17 protein-coding genes are annotated in these 20,171 nt (G+C 69.0%); 12 read left to right on the top strand and 5 right to left on the bottom strand.

The genetic code is table 11. The features are described from left to right. Positions 1 to 80: 80 nt before the first annotated feature. Entirely contained in the window at positions 81 to 977 is an 897-nt protein-coding gene (locus G6N49_RS23670; protein WP_011857597.1) for an Rv0045c family esterase, read from the top strand. Here the strand turns inward: G6N49_RS23670 and G6N49_RS23665 are convergent. Beyond that, on the bottom strand, positions 968 to 2,671 hold the full coding sequence (locus tag G6N49_RS23665; protein ID WP_235679575.1) for an Ig-like domain-containing protein: 1,704 nt from the start codon (positions 2,669 to 2,671) through the stop codon (positions 968 to 970). The two genes, G6N49_RS23670 and G6N49_RS23665, sit on opposite strands and share 10 nt — an antisense overlap. 249 nt (positions 2,672 to 2,920) lie before the next feature. On the opposite strand from G6N49_RS23665, the gene G6N49_RS23660 reads away from it, so the two are divergent. From G6N49_RS23660 to G6N49_RS23630, 7 genes are read left to right on the top strand one after another with little or no spacing between them, the layout of a single operon-like run. Next, positions 2,921 to 5,020 (top strand): PhoX family protein, encoded by a 2,100-nt coding sequence (locus tag G6N49_RS23660; RefSeq protein ID WP_011857599.1) that lies wholly within the window; start codon positions 2,921 to 2,923, stop codon positions 5,018 to 5,020. A gap of 25 nt (positions 5,021 to 5,045) precedes the next feature. Beyond that, positions 5,046 to 6,122: a hypothetical protein gene (locus G6N49_RS23655; RefSeq protein WP_011857600.1), complete on the top strand. Its 1,077-nt coding sequence runs from the start codon at positions 5,046 to 5,048 to the stop codon at positions 6,120 to 6,122. Positions 6,123 to 6,164: 42 nt separating this feature from the next. Continuing rightward, positions 6,165 to 6,959 (top strand): LLM class F420-dependent oxidoreductase, encoded by a 795-nt coding sequence (locus G6N49_RS23650; RefSeq protein WP_011562751.1) that lies wholly within the window; start codon positions 6,165 to 6,167, stop codon positions 6,957 to 6,959. A 20-nt stretch (positions 6,960 to 6,979) separates the two neighbouring features. Further along, complete coding sequence (locus tag G6N49_RS23645) at positions 6,980 to 7,642, top strand: GntR family transcriptional regulator (protein ID WP_011857601.1); 663 nt, start codon at positions 6,980 to 6,982, stop codon at positions 7,640 to 7,642. A gap of 10 nt (positions 7,643 to 7,652) precedes the next feature. Then, entirely contained in the window at positions 7,653 to 9,428 is a 1,776-nt protein-coding gene (locus G6N49_RS23640) for an ABC transporter substrate-binding protein/permease (RefSeq protein ID WP_011562753.1), read from the top strand. Beyond that, positions 9,428 to 10,171 carry an amino acid ABC transporter ATP-binding protein gene (locus tag G6N49_RS23635; protein ID WP_011857602.1) on the top strand — a complete coding sequence of 248 codons (744 nt, stop codon included), beginning with the start codon at positions 9,428 to 9,430 and terminating at the stop codon, positions 10,169 to 10,171. The genes G6N49_RS23640 and G6N49_RS23635 overlap by 1 nt, the downstream gene beginning before the upstream one ends. A 53-nt stretch (positions 10,172 to 10,224) precedes the next feature. Continuing rightward, entirely contained in the window at positions 10,225 to 10,683 is a 459-nt protein-coding gene (locus tag G6N49_RS23630) for a MarR family winged helix-turn-helix transcriptional regulator (protein ID WP_011562755.1), read from the top strand. 3 nt (positions 10,684 to 10,686) lie between these two features. On the opposite strand, the gene ggh is transcribed toward G6N49_RS23630, so the two are convergent. Continuing rightward, the gene (gene ggh, locus G6N49_RS23625; protein ID WP_011768431.1) at positions 10,687 to 12,027 is read right to left on the bottom strand and encodes a glucosylglycerate hydrolase; all 1,341 of its coding nucleotides are present in this window, start codon (positions 12,025 to 12,027) and stop codon (positions 10,687 to 10,689) included. Positions 12,028 to 12,081: 54 nt separating this feature from the next. Between ggh and G6N49_RS23620 the strand changes: the two genes are divergently transcribed. After that, positions 12,082 to 12,750, top strand: a complete 669-nt coding sequence (locus tag G6N49_RS23620; protein WP_011562757.1) for an SDR family oxidoreductase — start codon at positions 12,082 to 12,084, stop codon at positions 12,748 to 12,750. Positions 12,751 to 12,790: 40 nt separating this feature from the next. Here the strand turns inward: G6N49_RS23620 and G6N49_RS23615 are convergent, their stop codons facing one another. Both G6N49_RS23615 and leuS read right to left on the bottom strand, forming a co-directional pair. Further along, positions 12,791 to 13,648, bottom strand: coding sequence for a DUF559 domain-containing protein (locus G6N49_RS23615; RefSeq protein ID WP_083045542.1), 858 nt, complete (start codon positions 13,646 to 13,648; stop codon positions 12,791 to 12,793). Between the two features lie 94 nt (positions 13,649 to 13,742). After that, on the bottom strand, positions 13,743 to 16,595 hold the full coding sequence (gene leuS / locus G6N49_RS23610) for a leucine--tRNA ligase (protein ID WP_085976276.1): 2,853 nt from the start codon (positions 16,593 to 16,595) through the stop codon (positions 13,743 to 13,745). Positions 16,596 to 16,803: 208 nt separating this feature from the next. On the opposite strand from leuS, the gene G6N49_RS23605 reads away from it, so the two are divergent. Further along, the gene (locus G6N49_RS23605; protein WP_011562760.1) at positions 16,804 to 17,697 is read left to right on the top strand and encodes an LpqN/LpqT family lipoprotein; all 894 of its coding nucleotides are present in this window, start codon (positions 16,804 to 16,806) and stop codon (positions 17,695 to 17,697) included. A gap of 71 nt (positions 17,698 to 17,768) precedes the next feature. Continuing rightward, positions 17,769 to 18,128: a hypothetical protein gene (locus G6N49_RS23600; RefSeq protein ID WP_011562761.1), complete on the top strand. Its 360-nt coding sequence runs from the start codon at positions 17,769 to 17,771 to the stop codon at positions 18,126 to 18,128. A gap of 1 nt (position 18,129) precedes the next feature. Here G6N49_RS23600 and G6N49_RS23595 read toward each other — a convergent pair whose 3' ends face one another. Further along, positions 18,130 to 18,744, bottom strand: a complete 615-nt coding sequence (locus G6N49_RS23595) for a YqgE/AlgH family protein (protein ID WP_011562762.1) — start codon at positions 18,742 to 18,744, stop codon at positions 18,130 to 18,132. 140 nt (positions 18,745 to 18,884) lie between these two features. Here G6N49_RS23595 and G6N49_RS23590 point away from each other — a divergent pair, with 140 nt between their 5' ends. Further along, positions 18,885 to 20,168, top strand: coding sequence for an MFS transporter (locus G6N49_RS23590; protein WP_011562763.1), 1,284 nt, complete (start codon positions 18,885 to 18,887; stop codon positions 20,166 to 20,168). The last annotated feature ends 3 nt before the right edge of the window (positions 20,169 to 20,171 follow it).

Raw genomic sequence — 20,171 nt, 5'->3', positions numbered from 1 at the left:
TCATACCGCCGAGACTGCGGTGAGATCGCGATTCCCGAGCAACGGGCGATCTCACCGCAGTTTCGTCGTATAAAGGGCGAGTGGTCACCGATGCCGAACTGCTCGAGCTCGACGAATTCGCCCTACTGCCCGAGAACGCCGAGCAGATCGGCGTCTCCGAGATCCCGCCGGCGGCGCGCATCGACGCCGGCCCGATCAGCGCGATCAGGTGGGGCGACGACGAGCCCCGGGTGGTGTTCCTGCACGGCGGCGGACAGAACGCGCACACCTGGGACACCGTCGTCCTCGGCCTCGGGGTGCCCGCGCTGGCGATCGACCTGCCCGGGCACGGCCGCTCGGCCTGGCGCGAGGACGGCGACTACGGACCGAAGCTCAACGCCGAGACGCTGCGGCCCGTGCTGCGCGAGTGGGCGCCGAATCCGCGGCTGGTCGTCGGGATGTCGCTGGGCGGTTTGACCGCGCTCCGCATCGCGGCCACCGAACCGGCGCTGGTCCCCGAACTCGTCCTCGTCGACGTCACACCGTCGGCCCCCGAACGCCATGAGCAGATGACCAAGGCGCAATTGGGTGCGGTGGCGCTCGTACAGGGCGACCGCACATTCCCGTCGTTCGAGGCGATGCTCGACGTGACCGTCGCCGCCTCCCCGCACCGGGACCGGAACTCGTTGCGCCGCGGCGTCTTCCACAACAGCAAGCGACTCGACGACGGCACCTGGACGTGGCGCTACGACTCGTTCCGCAAGGGCGACGGCTTCGAGGGGCTGTGGGACGACGTGCCTGCGATCACCATGCCCACCACGCTCGTGCGCGGTGCGAAGTCGTTCTTCGTCAACGACGAGGATGCCGACGCATTCGCCAAGGGAGCGCCGGGCTTTCAGCGCACCCACGTGGTCGCCGACTCCGGGCACTCCGTGCAGGGCGATCAACCGAAGGCGCTCGTCGAGATCCTGCGCGATGTGCTCACCCGTCAGAGCTGAGTGACCGGCGCGCTCGCGCGGTATCCGAGGTCCCGCAGGATCCCGATCTCCATCGGGCTGAGGATGCGGACGCGTGGCCCGATGGGCGCCTGCGCGTTCATCACCTTGACATTCACACCCGTGAACGTGGCGTCGTCCACGTGGCTCATCGAACTGCCCGGCCGCCAGGGATTCGGGGTGAACAGCGGAACCAGACCGCCGTACGCCGCAACGGCGTTGGCCCCACCGAAGTACATCCCGCCGTTCTGACCGGTCAGATACGGATCGAATTCTGCATCCCACCCGTAGTCGGAGTCGATCGGTCGGCTGCCGTCGGCGGTCACGACGAACTGGTCGAAGACCATCCAGGTGCGCTCGACGTTCTCGCCCGGCCGTTCGATGAAGGACATGAAGCCGAACGAATGCAGGATCTCGTGAATCGCCACCGGAGTGAAGGCGTACTCGTCACTGGCCACCGTGTCACCGAGCCCCCACTTGTGACCGAAGTTGTAGGCGATCTGACCATCGGACGCCTCGCCGTTGGCGTCGACCCCTGAGATGATCTTGTTCTGCACCACGGTTCTCCAGTAGCCCGGCTCCTGGCTGAGGGGATCGCTCCACGCCCACGCGAGGGTTCTCGAGGTGGCGTCGTTCTCACCCAGGATGTCGTACGTGAGGGTCACCGCCCGCGTGACCGTGAAGTACTCCACCAGCCGGTCGGCGACATCGTTCAAAGCCGCGCGCCGTTCGGGCGTCCAGTGCTCGGACCCGTCCCGGTAGGCGAACGTGAACCTGATGGCCCGCTGGTTGACCAGGTTGTCGGCGCTGGTGCCGATCGGGCGGAACGGGTCGAGCAGGTTGACGTGGGGCCCGACGTCGACGGCCACCACGCGGAAGGTGTCGACACCGTCGAAACCCGCGCCGGGCGTATAGGTGTAGGTGCCGTCGGCATTCACCTTCACCGAACCCGTTTTCGGCCCGCGGGTGACGATGTAGATCAGCCGGTCACCGTCGGGATCGACGGCGCCGACCGTCCCGACCACCGGGCCGTCGAGCTTGCCGCTGATCTGGATCGGCGCGACGTCGGGCGCCTGGTTGAGGAACGTGCGGCGGGTCGCCCAGAGCGCGCCCTCGAGGTGGTACTTGGCCTGGTTTTCGACCGGCAGGGAGTTGATCCAGCCCTGGGAGTCTCTCGTCCAGGTCGAGATGGCCCGTCCGGTGACGTCGCTCCAACTGCCCGACGGGGCCTTGGGCTCGAGAGCGGTCACCCGCGCCTGTGGCTGCGAAACCGTCTCCGCGGCAACGTCTTCGGTGGTGCCGCGTGCGGCGCGCTTGTCGTCGTCGTCGGCCGCTGATTCTTCGTCGTCTTCGTCGTCTTGGTCGAGGGTGTCCTCGTCAGGGTCTTCGTCTTCGAGGTCTTCGGGGGCGTCTTCGTCCTCGTCTTCCGCGTCTTCCGCGTCCTCAGCGTCTTCCTCGTCGGCGTCTTCGGCGTCTTCTTCGTCGGCGTCCTCGGTGTCCTGGTCGTCGGTGTCGTCGGACTGATCCGTGGACGTCGACCGGGCGTCGTCGCCGGACGAGGGCGCGTTCGACGACGTCGTGGTCTCCCCCGCGGTGTCCGCGGCGGCCGTACCGACCTGCGGACCCAGCAGCGAGAAGCCGAGCAACCCCGCGCCCACACCGGCCGACGCCGCTCCCACCTGGAGCCAACGCCGCACCGCAAAGCCCTGCGCACGACGTGCGCCCCGACGAACCGCCATATTTTGACCCCTCCGTTATTTATTTGCCGGGAACCTATACCCTGGGAAAGCGGCGCCGCAGCAAATCCGTTGAAATCGCAACGGTGTGTCGCGGCCCGCCACCGGCTGTTCACCTGTTGATCGCCTGTTGCACGTCCGGTTGCCGTAGGTTTCCGCCCGATCGGCCGCTCAGCCCGCGGTCGTGCGGACGGAAGGACCCTGCCTGCCATGGCGCTAGTGCCGTTGAATCTCTTTGTGTCGCATGACGGTAAGTCCAAGCGGCAGCACATCACCTGCCGTTACAAGTGCGGTGACGCATGCTGGAAACCGGTTCCGAACACCAGCGACAACGAGTACTTCGGCGATGTCGTCAAGGCGGTGACGCGCCGGTCGATGCTGCAGGTCACCGGGGTGACCGTGCTCGCCGTCGGCGCCGGATCGTTGCTGGCCGCGTGCGGCGGCGGCGAGCAACCCGCCGCCACCACCCCGACGTCCGACGCACCGGCGGAGTCCCCGGCGGGCATGAAGTTCACCTCGGTCGCCCCCAACAGCGAGGACACGGTCGTCGTTCCCGAGGGCTACGAGCAGGCGGTCGTGATCAGCTGGGGCGACCCGATCCTGCCCGGCGCGCCGAAATTCGACGTCGCCAGGCAGACCGGCGCCGCACAGCGCGGGCAGTTCGGGTTCAACAACGACTTCGCCGGGCTGCTGCCGATCGAGGGTCAGCGCAACCGGTTCCTGCTGGTCACCAATTTCGAGTACGTGGACCCGGTGTTCATGTTCCCCGGCTACAACCCCGACGCCCCGACCCGTGAGCACTTCGACGTCGAGATCGCGGCGGTCGGCATGGGTGTCGTCGAGGTGGAGCGCACGCCGCAGGGGTTGAAGCCGGTGATCGGCCGCTACAACCGCCGCATCACCGCCGACACCCCGATGACGCTGACGGGTCCGGCCGCGGGCACCGACTTCGTCAAGACCGCCGCGGATCCGGACGGCCGGACGGTCGCAGGGACGTTCGCCAACTGCGCCGGCGGCGTCACCCCGTGGGGCACCGTGCTCTCGGGCGAGGAGAACTTCCAGGATTACTTCGGCGCCGCCGAGGGCGCGCCTGCCCCGAACCCGGTGGACGCCGACCGGCTCGACCGCTACGGGATCTCGCCGGAACCGACCGCCCTGCTGTGGGAGACGTTCGACCCTCGCTTCGACCTGACGAAGACACCCAACGAGCCGAACCGGTTCGGCTACGTCGTCGAACTCAATCCGTGGGATCCCAACTCGAAGCCGGTCAAACACTCCGCGATGGGCCGGCTCAAGCACGAGGGCGCCAACATCTACGTCACCGACGACGGCACCGTGGTCGCCTACACCGGTGACGACGAGCGCTTCGACTACATGTACAAGTTCGTCTCCAGCAAGAAGATGCAGCCGGGTGCCGGGGCGAGCGAAGCGACAGGAGATGCATATGAACCGGCCGCGATGGCGCACAACATGACCATCCTCGACGAGGGCACCCTCTACGTCGCGAAGCTGACCAGCGACATCCCGGCCGACGAGATCGACGGATCGGGCAAGCTGCCGTCGATGGGCTCCTTCCGCGGCAGCGGCACCTGGATCCCGCTGCTGCGGTCGGGCCCCGGTGGACAGGCCGAATCGCTGGTCGAGGGGATCTCCGCTCAGGAGGCCGCGGTGTTCACCCGGATGGCCGCCGACAAGGCCGGTGCGACCAAAATGGACCGGCCCGAGGACTTCGAGGCCAACCCCAAGACCGGCAAGGTCTACGTCGCGCTGACCAACAACGACGAACGCGGCGCATCCGGTGAGGCCCCTGTCGACGCGGCCAATCCCCGCAACGACAACAAGAGCGGGCAGGTCCTCGAGATCACCGACAACCACACCGGTACCGATTTCACCTGGGAACTTCTGCTGGTGTGCGGCGATCCGGCGGCGGCCGACACCTACTTCGCCGGCTTCGACAAGACCAAGGTCAGCCCGATCTCCTGCCCGGACAACCTCGCGTTCGACAACCACGGGAACCTGTGGATCTCCACCGACGGCAACGCGCTCGACTCCAATGACGGCCTGTTCGCCGTGGCGCTGGAAGGCCCGAACCGCGGCGAGACCAAGCAATTCCTCACCGTGCCGCTGGGTGCGGAGACCTGTGGGCCGATCGTGCTCGACGATCTGGTGATGGTCGCCGTCCAGCATCCCGGCGAGCACGACGACAACAGCATCGACAACCCGCTCTCACGGTGGCCCGAAGGCGGGAACGGGACCGCGCGGCCGTCGATGGTCGCGGTGTGGCGAAACGGCGGGCAGATCGGCGTATAGCGCCGGGCGCCGCTAGCATCGCCGGGTGACGTCGCCGGCGCTGACCACCGTGGATCTCGCCCACGAGGGCAACGAGGCCTCCGACCTCGTCCACGTCGACAACGAGGCTCTGCTCGAAGCGCACGGGTGGGATCTCGGATTCTGGACCGTGCTCGACGAAGGTCCGGTCGAGGACTGCGTGGCGGTGCTCGGCCACGCCCGCGGCGCGGCGCCCGACCGCGGATGGGAGATCCACCGGCTGCCTGTCGACGCGGGCGACGAGAAGGGACGCACCGAAGACGCCGAGGCCGTGGCGCGCCACGACGGGTGGGTGTACGTGGTGGGATCGCACTACGGATCCAAGGCTGGGCCCCTGCAGGCCAAGCGCGCCTTCCTCGCCCGCTTCGACGAACAATCGATCGACCGCACCGTACCGGAGTCTGAACTCCCGATCATCGTCCGCCGCAACAAGTTCCACCTGCACCGGCTGATAAACGACGCGCTCGACGCCTCCCATGTAGTCGCGATCACCCCGGGTGACACCGTGCGCACCCGGTTCATTGCCCGCACGATCGAACGCGGAACCCAGCGCAGCAAGTCGTGGGTAGATCGGCTGACCGAGCGCGACGTGCCGATCAACATCGAGGGTGCTGCCTTCCGGCCGAACGGGAATCTTCTGCTGGCGCTGCGCTTCCCGACGACCGCGGCGGGCGAGCCGATCCTCGTCGAGCTGTCCGGCGTGCCGGCCCTGTTCGACGGCGAGGTCTCGTCACCGACGGCCGTACGGGTGTGGGAGTTGGCCGGTGTGTCCCCACCCGACGCGCTCGTCGGATTTCGTGCCCTGTCGCGGTCGGGCGACGACGTCTACGACGCGATCCTCGGCTCGATCGACGCGACCGACAAGGGTTCGGTCCTGCTGGACGATCATCCCGAGGGCGCGGTCGCGCACTGCTCACACTGGCGCTTCACCCTGACCGCCGATGAACCCGCCGACGGTGCCGTCCGAGCGGAGTTGGTCCACGACTTCCGCGACCTGCGCAACGTGGAGGGCCTGTCCGTCGAATCCGGGCAGACCTTCTACGTCACCGACGAGGACCATCGCATTCAGCTGCGCTTCGGCTGAGCGTCCTGGGGCGACCCGGCACCCGAGAGTTACCGTGGCGCTATGACCCCTGCCACACATCCCGTACGCATCGGCGTCCAACTGCAGCCCCAGCACTCACCGGAGTACCGCCACATCCGCGACGCGGTGCGCCGCTGCGAGGACATCGGTGTCGACGTCGCATTCAACTGGGACCACTTCTTCCCGCTGTACGGCGACCCGGACGGCGCCCACTACGAATGCTGGACGATGCTGGCCGCGTGGGCCGAGCAGACCTCACGCATCGAGATCGGCGCGCTGGTGACCTGCAACTCGTACCGCAACCCGGAACTGCTGGCCGACATGGCCCGCACGGTGGACCACATCAGCGACGGGCGGCTGATCCTCGGTATCGGCTCGGGCTGGAAGCAGAAGGACTACGACGAGTACGGCTACGAATTCGGTACGGCGGGAAGCCGACTCGACGATCTGGCGCGGGCGCTGCCGCGGATCAAGTCGCGGCTGGCGAAGCTCAATCCCGCACCGACGCGCGAGATCCCGATCCTGATCGGCGGTCAGGGTGAGCGCAAGACGTTGCGCCTGGTCGCCGAGTACGCCGACATCTGGCACGGCTTCACCGACCGCACCACCTATCCCGGCAAGGCCGAGGTCCTCGACCGGCACTGTGCCGACGTCGGCCGGGACCCGTCGGCCGTCGAACGCTCCTCCGGGGTGCCCGAGAGCGGGAAGGACGCGATGCTCGCCGAAGCCGACGCACTCGTCGAACTGGGTGTCACCCTGCTGACCGTCGGCGTCAACGGCCCCGACTACGACCTGACGGCCGCCGAAACGCTGTGCCGCTGGCGGGACAGCCGGTAGCGGCGCACTCCCCCGGCCGGATGCCCAAACGCTACGGAGTCAAGGAGAAGGACCAGGTCGTCGCGTACGTCGTCGACCTGGTTCTGACCGGCCGGTTGCGCGGCGGGCACCGCATCGACCGCAACGCGATCGCCGAGGCGCTCGGGGTGAGCCGGGTGCCGGTCCAGGAGGCGATGGTCCAGCTCGAACACGACGGCATCGTGTCGACGCGGTATCACCGGGGTGCGTTCGTCGAACGCTTCGACGCGGCGGCGCTGCACGAACACCACGAGCTGTACGGCGTGCTCACCGGCATCGCCTCCGCGAGGGCGGCCACCGACCCGAACCCGGAACTGCTCGGCGAACTCGACGACACGCTGCAGCACATGCGAAAAGGCAAGGATCGCAGGTTGTTCCACGAAGGTTGCCAACGGTTCCGCGACATCGTCGACGACGCGTACGCCGGCCCGCGGCTGCACGCGGCGATCCGCGCGTCGCAGTGTTTCGCGGCGTCGGACTTCTGGGTGTCCTATCCGCGGGTGCGGGCGGAATTGCTGCCGACCTACCAGCAGGAGGCGACGGCCATCGCCGCGCGGGACGCCGCCGGCGCACGCACCGCCTGCCTCGAGCGGTCCGACCTCATGGCCACGATCATGGTCGCCGAGCTGACCCGCCGCGGCGTGCTGGCGGGCGACGGTGGTTAGGTTCAAACCCATGAACGTCGGACGGATCGCCGCACTGATCACGACGATGCTGATGGTGGCGACGCTGTGTTGCGCCGCGCCGGCCGGCGCGCAGGTCGACCAGTGCGCCCCGCCTGGCGTGGAAAGCGCCAGCGCGCTGCCCACCAACCTCGCTGCCGCCGCACAGGGTCCGGAAGCCGACCGTTACACCACGGCGAACGTGCGCCCTCTCGACAGCATCGACGTCGACGCGCTGGGGCTCGGCACCCCCGGTGTGCTGACCGTCGGGACGCTGTCGGACGCGCCGCCGAGCATCTGCATAGACTCCTCCGGTCAGTTCACCGGGTTCGACAACGAACTGCTGCGTGCGATCGCCGAGAAGCTGGGCCTGCGAGTCAATTTCGTCGGCACCGAATTCTCCGGGCTGCTCGCCCAGACCGCGGCCCGGCGGTTCGACGTCGGGTCGTCGTCGATCACCACCACCGACGCGCGCCGGCGCACCGTCGGCTTCACCAACGGCTACGACTTCGGGTACTTCTCGCTGGTCGTGCCCAGCGGATCCCCGATCGACGGGTTCGGCAAGCTGGGCCCGGGGCAGCGCATCGGCGTCGTGCAGGGCACCGTGCAGGAGGCCTACGTCGTCGACACACTGCGCCTGCAGCCGGTGATCTTCCCCGACTACAACACCGTCTACGCCAGCCTCAAGACCGGGCAGATCGATGCGTGGGTGGCCCCGTCGGCGCAGGCCGAGGGCACCGTGCAGGCGGGCGATCCGGCGCAGATCATCGAGAACACGTTCAGCCTGGACAACTTCATCGCCTACGCCGTCGCCAAGGAGAACCAGCCGCTGATCGACGCGCTGAACTCCGGACTCGACGCGGTGATCGCCGACGGCACCTGGGCCCGGCTGTACTCCGACTGGGTGCCGCGCGCCCTGCCGCCGGGGTGGAAACCCGGTTCGAAGGCGGCGCCCGCACCGGAGCTGCCCGACTTCCAGGCCATCGCCGCGCAACAACAGGAGTCCGACGCCGGCCCGGCCGCACCGAAATCGACGCTGCGCCAACTGTCCGACTCGTTCCTCAACTGGGACCTCTACCGACAGGCCGTTCCGGACCTGCTCAAGACCGGCCTGCCGAACACGTTGATCCTCACCGTCAGCGCCGCGGTCATCGGCCTGGTCCTGGGGATGGCGCTCGCGGTCGCCGGGATCTCCCGGTCCCGGCTGCTGCGGTGGCCGGCGCGGGTCTACACCGACATCTTCCGCGGCCTGCCCGAGGTGGTGATCATCCTGCTCATCGGGCTCGGCGTCGGACCGATCGTCGGCGGGCTGACCGGTAACAACCCGTTCCCGCTCGGCATCGCCGCACTCGGGTTGATGGCCGCGGCCTACATCGGCGAGATCTTCCGGTCCGGCATCCAGAGCGTGGAGTCCGGACAGCTCGAAGCCTCCCGCGCGCTGGGCTTCAGCTACTCGTCGTCGATGCGGCTGGTGGTGATCCCGCAGGGGGTGCGCCGCGTGCTGCCCGCGCTGATGAACCAGTTCATCTCGCTGCTCAAGGCGTCGTCACTGGTGTACTTCCTCGGACTGGTCGCCGACCAGCGCGAGCTGTTCCAGGTCGGCCGCGACCTCAACGCCCAGACCGGAAGCCTCTCACCTCTTGTCGCCGCGGGCCTGTTCTATCTTCTGCTGACCATCCCGCTGACCCATCTGGTGAACTACGTCGACGCCCGGTTGCGCCGCGGCCGCCGGCCCACCGAAGAGGATCCGCCCACCCTGCAACCGGCGGCGACCCAGGAGATGATCTGATGGCCGACACATCCGTCGATCCGGTCTCCCTGAGCGCCAACGACATCCACGTTGCGTTCGGGCCCAACAAGGTGCTGCGCGGCGTCGACATCGACGTGCCGGCCGGAACCACCGCGGCGGTCATCGGACCGTCGGGCTCGGGGAAGTCGACCCTGCTGCGGACGCTGAACCGGCTCTACGAACCCGACCGCGGCGACATCCTGCTCGACGGGCGCTCGGTGCTCAAGGACAACCCCGACGAGCTGCGGCAGCGGATCGGCATGGTGTTCCAGCAGTTCAACCTCTTCCCCCACCGCAGCGTGCTCGACAACGTGACGCTGGCCCCGCGCAAGCTCAAACGGCTGCCCGCCGATCAGGCCCGCGAACTCGGCCTGGCCCAACTCGACCGCGTCGGACTGCGCCAGAAGGCCGAGGTCCGGCCCGGCACGCTGTCCGGCGGTCAGCAGCAGCGGGTCGCGATCGCCCGCGCCCTCGCGATGTCACCGCAGATCATGTTCTTCGACGAGGCCACCTCGGCGCTGGACCCCGAACTGGTCAAGGGCATCCTCGCGCTGATGGCCGAGCTCGCCGCGGACGGGATGACCATGGTGGTGGTCACCCACGAGATGGGCTTCGCCCGGTCGACCGCGGACTCGGTGGTGTTCATGGATCAGGGCCAGGTCGTCGAGGCCGGACCGCCGCAACAGATCTTCGATGCGGCCCAGACCGACCGGCTCCAGAGGTTCCTGTCGCAGGTGTTGTGAATTTAACGGCCAAAGCCAAAACGGCAGGCCCCGACACGTTAGACTGGCGAACTATGGTCGAGACACAGACGCAGGTCACCGAGCTCGCAGGTGAGCTCCAGCGTGTGTTGTCGAAGGTGTTCTCCGTCCTGCGCCGAGGCGACGTCAACCGGGGTGCCGAGGGCGGCGACCTCACCCTGGCCCAGCTGTCGATCCTGCTGACGCTGCTGGACTGCGGCCCGATCCGGATGACCGAGCTGGCCGCGCACGAACGCGTCCGCACCCCCACCACCACCGTGGCGATCCGCCGGCTCGAGAAGCTCGGCCTGGTCAAACGTTCCCGTGACCCCTCGGACCTGCGGGCGGTGCTCGTCGAGGTCACCCCCGAGGGTCTGGTGCAGCACCGCGAGGCGCTGGCCACCCGCCGCGCACACCTGGCCACGCTTTTGTCGAAGCTCAGCGACGAGGAACTCGACACGCTGGCCAAGGCGTTGGCACCTCTGGAACGCCTCGCCGAACAGCACCAGGACTAGGCGCTAGCCCAGCCAGTCCAGTACCGCCGCGGCGGTCCACGACTGCTGCATGCTGCCCAGCGGTTCGCCGGTGAACGGTTCGTAGTACTCGGCGAAGGTGCCGTCGCTGGCCTGGCGAAGCCCCTCGTGCCGTAGCACCCTGGCCCGTTCGGCCCACCCGCGCCGGGCGAAGCACCAGGCGAACAGCCACGTCATCACCGGCCAGACCGGGCCGCGCCAGTACTCCCGCGGCCGGAAGTCGCGTGACACCGGCGACGTCGAGGGGATGCACGCGTATCTGAGGTCGGGATGCCCGCAGAACCGTGGCCCCTCCAGCAGGCGCAGCAGCGCCCGCTCCCGGTGGTGCGGCAGGCCGCCGCACAACAGCGGGGCGAACTGCGCGACGGTCTCGGTGGCCACCCACTTCTCCGTGCGGACGTCGAAATCCCTTGCCGCGCCGGTGCGTTGGTCGGTGGTCTCGATGACGCCGGCGCGGAACCGCTCGGCCCACGCGTACAGGTCACGCACGTCGGCGTTGGGGCGTTTGTAGTCCTCCCCGATCTCGGCGAGCACCTGACAGGCCACCGAGAAGATCGCCGAGACGAACACGTCCTCGACGGCGAAACTCATCACCTTCGGCAGCAGATGATCGTCGTAGCGGGCGGATTTCATCTCCTCGAGCAACCACAGGTAGCGGTCGTACTCGTGATCGGACGGCCGCTGGGTGGCGTCGGTGTTGATCTTGTTGTCCTCGCGCTGATATTCCGGCACCGCACCCGGAATCACGTTGGCGTAGGCGGCATCCCACCGCGGGGAGTTGTCCATGCCGGACTCCCACCCGTGATAGAGCGTGATGCGGCCGCGGCCGTTCTGGTCGCGGCATTCGGCCAGCCAGCGGTGCCAGCGCACCAGATCCCCCCAGCGCCGGTCGAGGAAGGCCTCGGCCACCTGGCGGGTCGACCGGCCCCTGGTGCGGGCGTGGTCGAGGATGCGCTGTACGGCGATCGCGTGCACGGGCGGCTGGGTGATCCCGGAGGTGTGGCGGGTGCGCGGGGAGTCGGCCGCCAGGGCGGACGTCGCCCAGCGGGCGGGGCCCGGGAAGTATCCGTCGACCCCGTTGGCGAACACGATGTGCGGGATCATCCCGTTGCGCCACTGTGCGGAGAGCAACGTGTCGAGTTCGACGACCGCACGCTCGACGCTCAACGGCGCCAGCCCGATCGCCACGAACGCGGCATCCCAGCTCCACATGTGCGGGTACAGCAGGGGCGCCGCGGTGGTCATCGCGCCCAGGTCGTTACCGCGCAGGAGGTACGCGGCGCGGGCCGCGAGTTGCGTGGGCGCGAAGCTGGGGTCGTGTGGCATCAGTCCAATCATGCGACGGCAATGCGTTTCGCGCAGGTCGGTAGGGTTGGCGACATGCCGACCGCGATGATCACAGGCGCCAGCCGCGGCCTCGGGGCGGCCATCGCCACCGCGCTGGCGCCCACCCACACGTTGTTCCTCGCCGGCCGGCCGTCCGCGCAACTCGACGAGGTCGCGCAGCGCCTCGGCGCCACCACCTGGGAGATCGACTTCGACGACGTCGACACGATCCCGGCCGCCGTCGAGCCGATCGTCGAACTCGACGTGCTGATCCACAATGCCGGTGTCGCCTATCCGGCGCGCGTCGCCGAATCCACCGTCGACGAGTGGCGGGCCACGATGAACGTCAACGTGATCGGCGCCGTCGCGCTCACGCTGGCGTTGTTGCCTGCGCTGCGGGCGGCCCCGGACGGGCAGGTGGTGTTCATCAACTCGGGGTCGGGGATCAACGCCTCCCCCGGCCTGGCGTCGTATTCGGCGAGCAAGTTCGCGCTGCGCGCGTTCGCCGACTCACTGCGCAACGACGAGGCCGGTCTGCGGGTCACCTCCGTGCATCCGGGCCGGATCGCGACGGAGATGCAGCAGGACCTTCGGGCCTACGAGGGGCGGGACTACAACCCGGCCGACTTCCTCAGCGCGGAGACCGTCGCCAAGGTGACGGCCGACGCGGTCAACGCTCCCGCCGATGCGCACATCCACGAGGTGATCGTCCGCCCCCGATAGTTGCGATTTCGGCGTGCTGGGTCGCGCTGAGCGCGACTGCTCACGCCGAAATCGCGGTGCGCAGGACCGCGATCACCCGATCGGGATACTCGGTGAGGTCCAGCCAGGTGAACCTGAGCACCTGCCAGCCCAGCAGCGTGATGGCGTTCTGCCGGACGCGGTCCTTCTGGAAGTCTTCGGAGTCGCTGTGAAACGCCAACCCGTCGATCTCGACAGCCACCTTGGCGGCGAGGAACGCCACGTCGACGACGTAGCCGCCGACGGGATGGTTCGTCCGCCATCCGGTGATGCCGGCCTGGTCGAGGAGCCGGACGAAAAGCCGTTCCGCCTCGGAGTGCGCACCGGTGTCGGCGGCCTGCAACAAGATTCGCGCTGCCGGTGAGCCGTAACGGCCCTTGTTGCGCAGATGTGCGAGCCAGAGTTCGCGCAGTTCGATGTCGTTCTGCAGCGCCCGGTCGACGATCTTGGCGCCGCCGCGGATTCGAACCGCGGCTTCGATGGCCGTCAGTGGAGCTGCCGTCACGCGCAGACCGCGGCTCACTGCGACGTCGTCGCCGGCGAGATCGCGTCGTCGCACCCGTGAACCGGGAGGCACACGCCCGTTGCTGTTGCGAGGCACCGTGACATCGACGATCTCCGGACAGAACCGTGAGAAGCCGTGCCACCAGGCGGCCGTCAGCGCGCTACCCACGGCGTCACGCCCATAGCTCCAGACGAGTGCCCGCACCCGGGCGGCGTCGGTGAACGGACGATCGTCGACGAAGTACACGCCACGCCAACACCGACGCCACTCGCCCGAACGAACCTTCCGGTCGACGGCGTGCTTGTCGAATCCGGCCCGCCGGGCCTGGTCGAGGTTTACGACACCGTCGTGTCTACGAAGGTAATCCGCGAGCACATGTCAAAGGACGGCGCCGGCGGCCGCACGGTTCCCGCCGAGGTGATTTCGGCGTGCGCGGTCGCGCCCAGCGCGACCCAGCACGCCGAAATCGCTACACGACGAGGTTGACCAGGCGGCCCGGGACGACGATCACCTTCTTCGGCGTCGCCCCGTTGAGGAACGCCTGCACCTTCTCGTCGGCCAGCGCCGCCGCCTCGAGCGTGTCCTTGCCGGCATCGGCGTCGACTGTGATCCGGCTGCGCACCTTCCCGTTGACCTGCACCGGGTACTCGACGGTGTCGGTCACCAGATACTGCGGGTCGGCCACCGGGAACGGACCGTGCGCCAGCGACGTGTCGTGCCCCAGCCGCCGCCACAGTTCCTCGGCCAGATGCGGCGCCAGCGGCGCGACCATCAACACCAGCGGTTCGATGGCCGCCCGAGCCGTCACCCCCTCCTTCGTCAGGTGGTTGGTGTACTCGATCAGCTTGGCCGCCGCGGTGTTGTTGCGAAGCGCCGCATAGTCTTCCGACACCCCCGCGACGGTGCGGTGCAGCGCGCGCAGGGTGTCGGTGTCGAGCGCCTCGTGATTGGCCACCCGCACCGCACCGCTCTGCTCGTCGACCACCAGTCGCCACACCCGCTGCAGGAACCGGTGCGCGCCGACGACGTCCTTGGTGGCCCACGGCCGCGACGCCTCGAGCGGACCCATCGACATCTCGTAGACCCGCAGCGTGTCGGCGCCGTAGTTGTCGCAGATCTCGTCCGGCGACACCGAGTTCTTCAGGCTCTTACCGATCTTGCCGAACTCCTGGAAGACCTCCGCACCTTCGAACCAGAACTTCCCGTCCCGCTCGACGACCTCGGCGGCCGGCACGTACGACCCCCGCGAATCGGTGTAGGCGAACGCCTGGATGTAGCCCTGGTTGACCAGGCGCCGGTAGGGCTCCCGCGAGCTGACGTGGCCCAGGTCGTAGAGCACCTTGTGCCAGAACCGCGAGTACAGCAGGTGCAGCACGGCGTGCTCGACACCGCCGACGTAGAGGTCCACGCCGCCGGGGTCGTCGGGGCCGTGCTCGGCCGGCCGGGGCCCCATCCAGTAGGCCTCGTTCTCCTTGGCGCACAACGCTTCTTTGTTCAGCGGATCGGTGTAGCGCAGCTCGTACCAGGAGCTGCCCGCCCACTGCGGCATCACGTTGGTGTCGCGGGTGTAGGTCTGCAGACCGTCACCGAGATCGAGTTCGACGTGCACCCAATCAGTCGCCTTGTTCAACGGCGGATTCGGTTCGCTGTCCGCGTCGTCCGGGTCGAACAGCACCGGCGAGTAGTCCGGGACGTCCGGAAGCTCCACCGGCAGTGCGGACTCCGGCAGCGGATGCGGACGACCGTCGCTGTCGTAGACGATCGGGAACGGCTCACCCCAGTACCGCTGGCGCGCGAAAAGCCAGTCGCGCAGCTTGTATTCGACGCGCGCCCGGCCGCGGCCGTCGGCGACCAGCCGATCGGTGATCGCCGCCTTCGCCGCCGCCACGTCCAGCCCGTCGAGGTAATCGGAGTTCACCAGCAGGCCGTCACCGGCGTAGGCCGCCTCGCTGATGTCTCCGCCGGAGATCACCTCGACGACCGGCAGCCCGAACTCGTGCGCGAACTCCCAGTCCCGCTGGTCGTGGCCGGGCACCGCCATGATCGCGCCGGTTCCGTAGCCGATCAGCACGTAGTCGGCGATGAAGATCGGAACCTGTTGTCCGTTGGCGGGATTCGTGGCGTACGCGCCCAGGAACGCGCCGGTCTTGGTCTTGTTCTCCTGGCGCTCCAGGTCGCTCTTCGCGGCGATCGACGCGCGGTAGGCGGCGACCGCCTCGCGCGGGGTCGTCGCACCGAACGTCCACCGGCCGTCCACATCGTCGGGCCACTGCTCGGCCGCCAACTGCTCGACGAGCGGATGTTCGGGCGCCAGCACCAGATACGTCGCGCCGAAAAGGGTGTCGGGACGGGTGGTGAACACCTCGATGTCGCCGGCGTCCGTGCCGAACTGCACGCTGGCGCCGGTCGAGCGGCCGATCCAGTTGCGCTGCATCGTCTTGACCTTGTCCGGCCAGTCCAGCACCTCGAGGTCTTCGAGCAGGCGGTCGGAGTAGGCGGTGATGCGCATCATCCACTGCCGCAGGCGTTTCCGGAACACCGGGAAGTTGCCGCGGTCGCTGCGGCCGTCGGCGGTGACCTCCTCGTTGGCCAGCACGGTGCCCAGCCCGGGGCACCAGTTGACCATCGAGTCGGCGCGGTAGACCAGCCGATAGGAGTCGACCACGTCGGCGCGCTCGCCGGCGCTCAGCTCCGACCACGGCCTACCGTCGTCGAGGGTGCGGACCCCGGACTCGAACTCGCCGATCAGCTCGGCGATCGGTCGCGCCCTGTTCGCGTCACGGTCGAACCAGGCGTTGTAGATCTGCAGGAAGATCCACTGCGTCCAGGTGTAGAAGTCGACGTCGGTGGTGGAGAAGCTGCGTCGCGTGTCGTGGCCGAGCCCCAGCCGGCCCAGCTGGCGGCGGAAGTTGACGATGTTGGCCTCGGTACGGGTCCGCGGATGGGTGCCGGTCTGCACCGCGTACTGCTCGGCGGGCAGACCGAACGCGTCGAACCCCAACGCGTGCAACACGTTGCGCCCCGTCATCCGGTAGTAGCGCGCGTACACGTCGGTGGCGATGTAGCCCAGCGGATGTCCGACGTGCAGACCCTCCCCCGACGGGTACGGGAACATGTCCTGGACGAACATCTTGTCGGCGGGCACCGTGCCGTCCGGCGGGGCCAGCTCACCGACCGGATTGGGCACGTTGAAGGTGCCCTCGACCGCCCACGTCTGCTGCCACGCGCCCTCGATCTGCCCGGCGAGCTCAGCGGTGTAGCGGTGCTGCGGGGTGTCGGCATCAGCGGCCCGGTCGGGCTGGGCGGTCGGGGTTTCGGTCACCTCACCAGGGTATAAGGAGCGTTTCGGCCGAGTTCGGGCCCGTCCGTCGGCCCTCGAGGACACGGCTCGATATCGGTTGCGTTGCGGCGAAGTCAGGGCTTGATCCCAGCTCGGTTCCAGCCCTGGTTACCCCCCGTGCGGCGTGGATACAGTCGGCGCCTGACCTCAGGGCGTGACGAGCCCAACCACCACGGGAGAAGGACTGTCGATGATCGAGAAAGCCCGTCACTGGCGGGTTCTGGCAGGAGGTGTGGCTGCGGGCGTGGCCGGACTGGTCGGCTTCGCCGGAGCGACCGCCACGGCAGAACCCGTCTTCCCTCAACCCCCGGTACCCGGCCCCGTCGCGGTGTCCGTCGCCCCCGCCGCGGCACCGGCAGCGGTGCCGGAGTCGGCGACGACCCGGGGGATCCCGGGTGCCGTGATCAGCCCCAGCGCGGGCACGGCGCCCGCTGCGGTCGCACCACCGGCCCCGACCATCCTGCCCGCCTCCTCGGGCACGATCGCCGAGTTCTTCAAGGCCAAGAACGTCGCCATGCAGCCGCAGGTGGCCCGCGACTTCAACGCGCTCAACATCACATTGCCGATGCCGCGTGGCTGGGCCTACATCCCCGACCCCAACGTCCCCGAGGCGTTCGCCGTGATCGCCGACCGCGTCGGCGGTGACGGGCTGTACTCGTCGAACGCACAGCTCAAGGTGTACAAGCTGATCGGCGACTTCAACCCCGACGAGGCCATCAGCCACGGGTTCATCGACAGCCAGGCGCTGCCGGCGTGGCGGTCCACCGACGCGTCGCTGGCGCCCTACAACGGGATGCCGTCCTCGCTCATCGAGGGCACCTACCGCGAGAACTCGATGACGCTGAACACCTCACGCAGGCACGTCATCGCATCCTCCGGGCCGGACCGCTACCTGGTGTCGCTGGCGGTGACGACCACCGTCGACCAGGCCGTCCCGGCCGCGGACGCCACCGATGCGATCGTCACCGGGTTCAAGGTGACCTCACCCACCGCGCAGCCCGCCGTCGCCCCGCCACCACCGGCCCCGGCGGCACCGCTGGCACCCGGGCTGGCTCCGCTGCCCCAGCCCCTCGGGCAGCCCTGATACGCCGTCCCCCGGGCGAAGCCTGGCGCCCGGGGGGCGACCCCGAACCCCGCCTCGTATTCTTGTGACCCATGGTCTTCGTTGCGGTGCTGTGCCTGTGTGCCGCCGTCGCGGTCGCCGGCCTCGGGCTGTGGCTGCTGACGCGGCCGCGTTCGGCCGATCCCCGTCAGCAGATTCTGCGGGCGGTGGCGCCGACCCAGCTCGCGGCCTCGGTGATGCTGGCGGCCGGTGGCGTGGTGGCGCTGGCGGCCCCGCCCGAGACCGGTGTGCTCGCGGTGATCGCGTGCGGAGTCGGGGCGGTCGCGACGGTCGCGGCGGGCTGCTGGCAGAGCGCGAAGGTGGTCGCCCGCACCGAGGCTGCCCAAGCGGCGGCGGGTGCCGACGCCGACTGCGCGGGCTCGTGCGCCAGCTGCGTGCTGTCCTGCCGCTGAACTAGTTGCGGCTGACGTCGATCGGATGGGTCGCCAACAGCGACAACGGTAGCGGCTGACGACGCAGCACCCGCGCCCACAGATCCACCCGCGGCTCGATGAGCACGTCGGAAGGCAACGCCGACAACACGATCCAGTCGTCGCGCTCGATCTCACCCTCGAGCTGGCCGATGGTCCAGCCGGAGTAGCCGGCGAAGATCCGCACGCCCTCGAGCGCCGGGGCCAGCGGTTCGGGGTCCGCGTCGAGATCGACCATCACCATGCGTCCCTGCACGTGCCGCAACCCCGGCACACCGGCGGCCTCCACACCCGCCCGCAGGGTGGCCAGGCACAGCGCGGCATCGCGCTTCACCGGCCCGCCGATGAACATCGTCTTGGGTTTGGCGGCCAGCTTCGCCCACTGCGGCAGCACGTTGTAGACCGCCGTCTCGCTCGGCCGGTTCAGCACCACCCCGAGGGTTCCGCCGTCGTTGTGTTCGACGATGTAGATGACGCTGCGCCGGAAGGTCGGCTCCAGCAGATCGGTGTTGGCGAGCAACAGCGTCCCCGCGCGCACCCGCTGTGCCGCGGGAGCGATGAAGTCCTCCGGATCCTCTGACTGCGCCACGTTCACCATCATGTCACCGGCGCGCTGCCGATGTGGCGGACAAGCCGCGCCCGCAGCGACATTTGTACTGTGGATGCGGTGCCGCGCACCTCGGCGCCGCCGGCGCCATTTCACATGTGTCGCGCGGTGAGAACAGGACGTGATCTCTCGTGGTTGACGCTCGCGCGCCGAAAGCCGTGTGGCAGTCGGCGCGCGGGCTTCCAGAGTTCTGGCGGCTGCTCGAACTGCGCGCGGTCAGCCAGTTCGGTGAGGGTCTGTTCCAGGCCGGGCTGGCCGGGGCGATCCTGTTCAACCCGGACCGCGCCGCCACGCCGTGGGCGATCGCCGGATCGTTCGCGGTGCTGTTCCTGCCGTACTCGCTGCTGGGTCCGTTCGCCGGCGCGCTGCTCGACCGGTGGGATCGCCGGCTCGTCCTGATCGGCGCGAATTCGGCGCGGCTCGTACTGGTGCTCGGGGTGGCCGCACTGCTCGCCGGGCGGGTCGGCGATCTGCCGATCCTGTTGGGCGCGTTGGTCGTCAACGGGTTCACCCGCTTCGTGTCCTCGGGTCTGTCGGCGGCGCTGCCGCATGTCGTGCCGCGCGAGCAGGTGGTCGCGATGAACTCCGTGGCGGCGGCCACCGGTGCGGTGGCCGCGTTCCTCGGTGCGAACTTCATGCTGTTGCCGCGCTGGGCCTTCGGGGCCGACGACGCCGGCGCCTCGGCGATCATCCTCATCGCCGCGCTGCCCGTGGCGCTGGCGCTGCTGTTGTCGATCCGGTTCGCCGCACATGTGCTCGGCCCGGACGACAGCGCGCGGGCCGTCCACGGGTCCGTCGCGTACGCGGTCGCGACGGGGTGGCTGCACGGTGCGCGGACCGTGCTGTCGGTGCGGGCGGTCGCGGCCACACTGTCCGGCCTCGGCGCGCACCGCGTGGTGTTCGGGGTCAACACGCTGCTGGTGCTGGTGATGGTGCGCCACAGCGACACCGCGGCCGTCGCCGGGCTCGGCACCACGGTGCTCTTCGTCGCCGCCACCGGCGCCGGCTCGTTCCTCGCGACGGTCGCCACGCCGTCGCTGATCACCCGCTGGGGCCGCTACCGCACCGCCAACGGCGCGCTCGTCGCGGCGACCGTCATCCAGCTCGCGGCGATCGGTCTCCAGCTGCCCGTGATGGTGATCTGCGGATCACTGCTCGGCGCCGCCGGGCAGATCGTCAAACTCTGCGCCGACAACGCGATGCAGCTGGACGTCGACGACGCGCTGCGCGGTCACGTCTTCACCGTGCAGGACTCGCTGTTCTGGATGGCGTTCATCGGCGCCATCGCGGCGGCGGCGGTGGTCATCCCGGCCGACGGCCGCGCCCCGGGTTTGGCGGCCGCCGGTGTCGGCGTGTACCTCGTCGGGTTGGCGCTGCACGCCGTGTTGGGGCGGCCGTCGCACGCGCGCAATTAGTCT

It is taken from the genome of Mycolicibacterium monacense (assembly GCF_010731575.1).
Lineage (GTDB): Bacteria > Actinomycetota > Actinomycetes > Mycobacteriales > Mycobacteriaceae > Mycobacterium > Mycobacterium monacense.
Note: the sequence above shows the minus strand (reverse complement) of the source record. Positions and strands in the feature narration are given on the sequence as shown.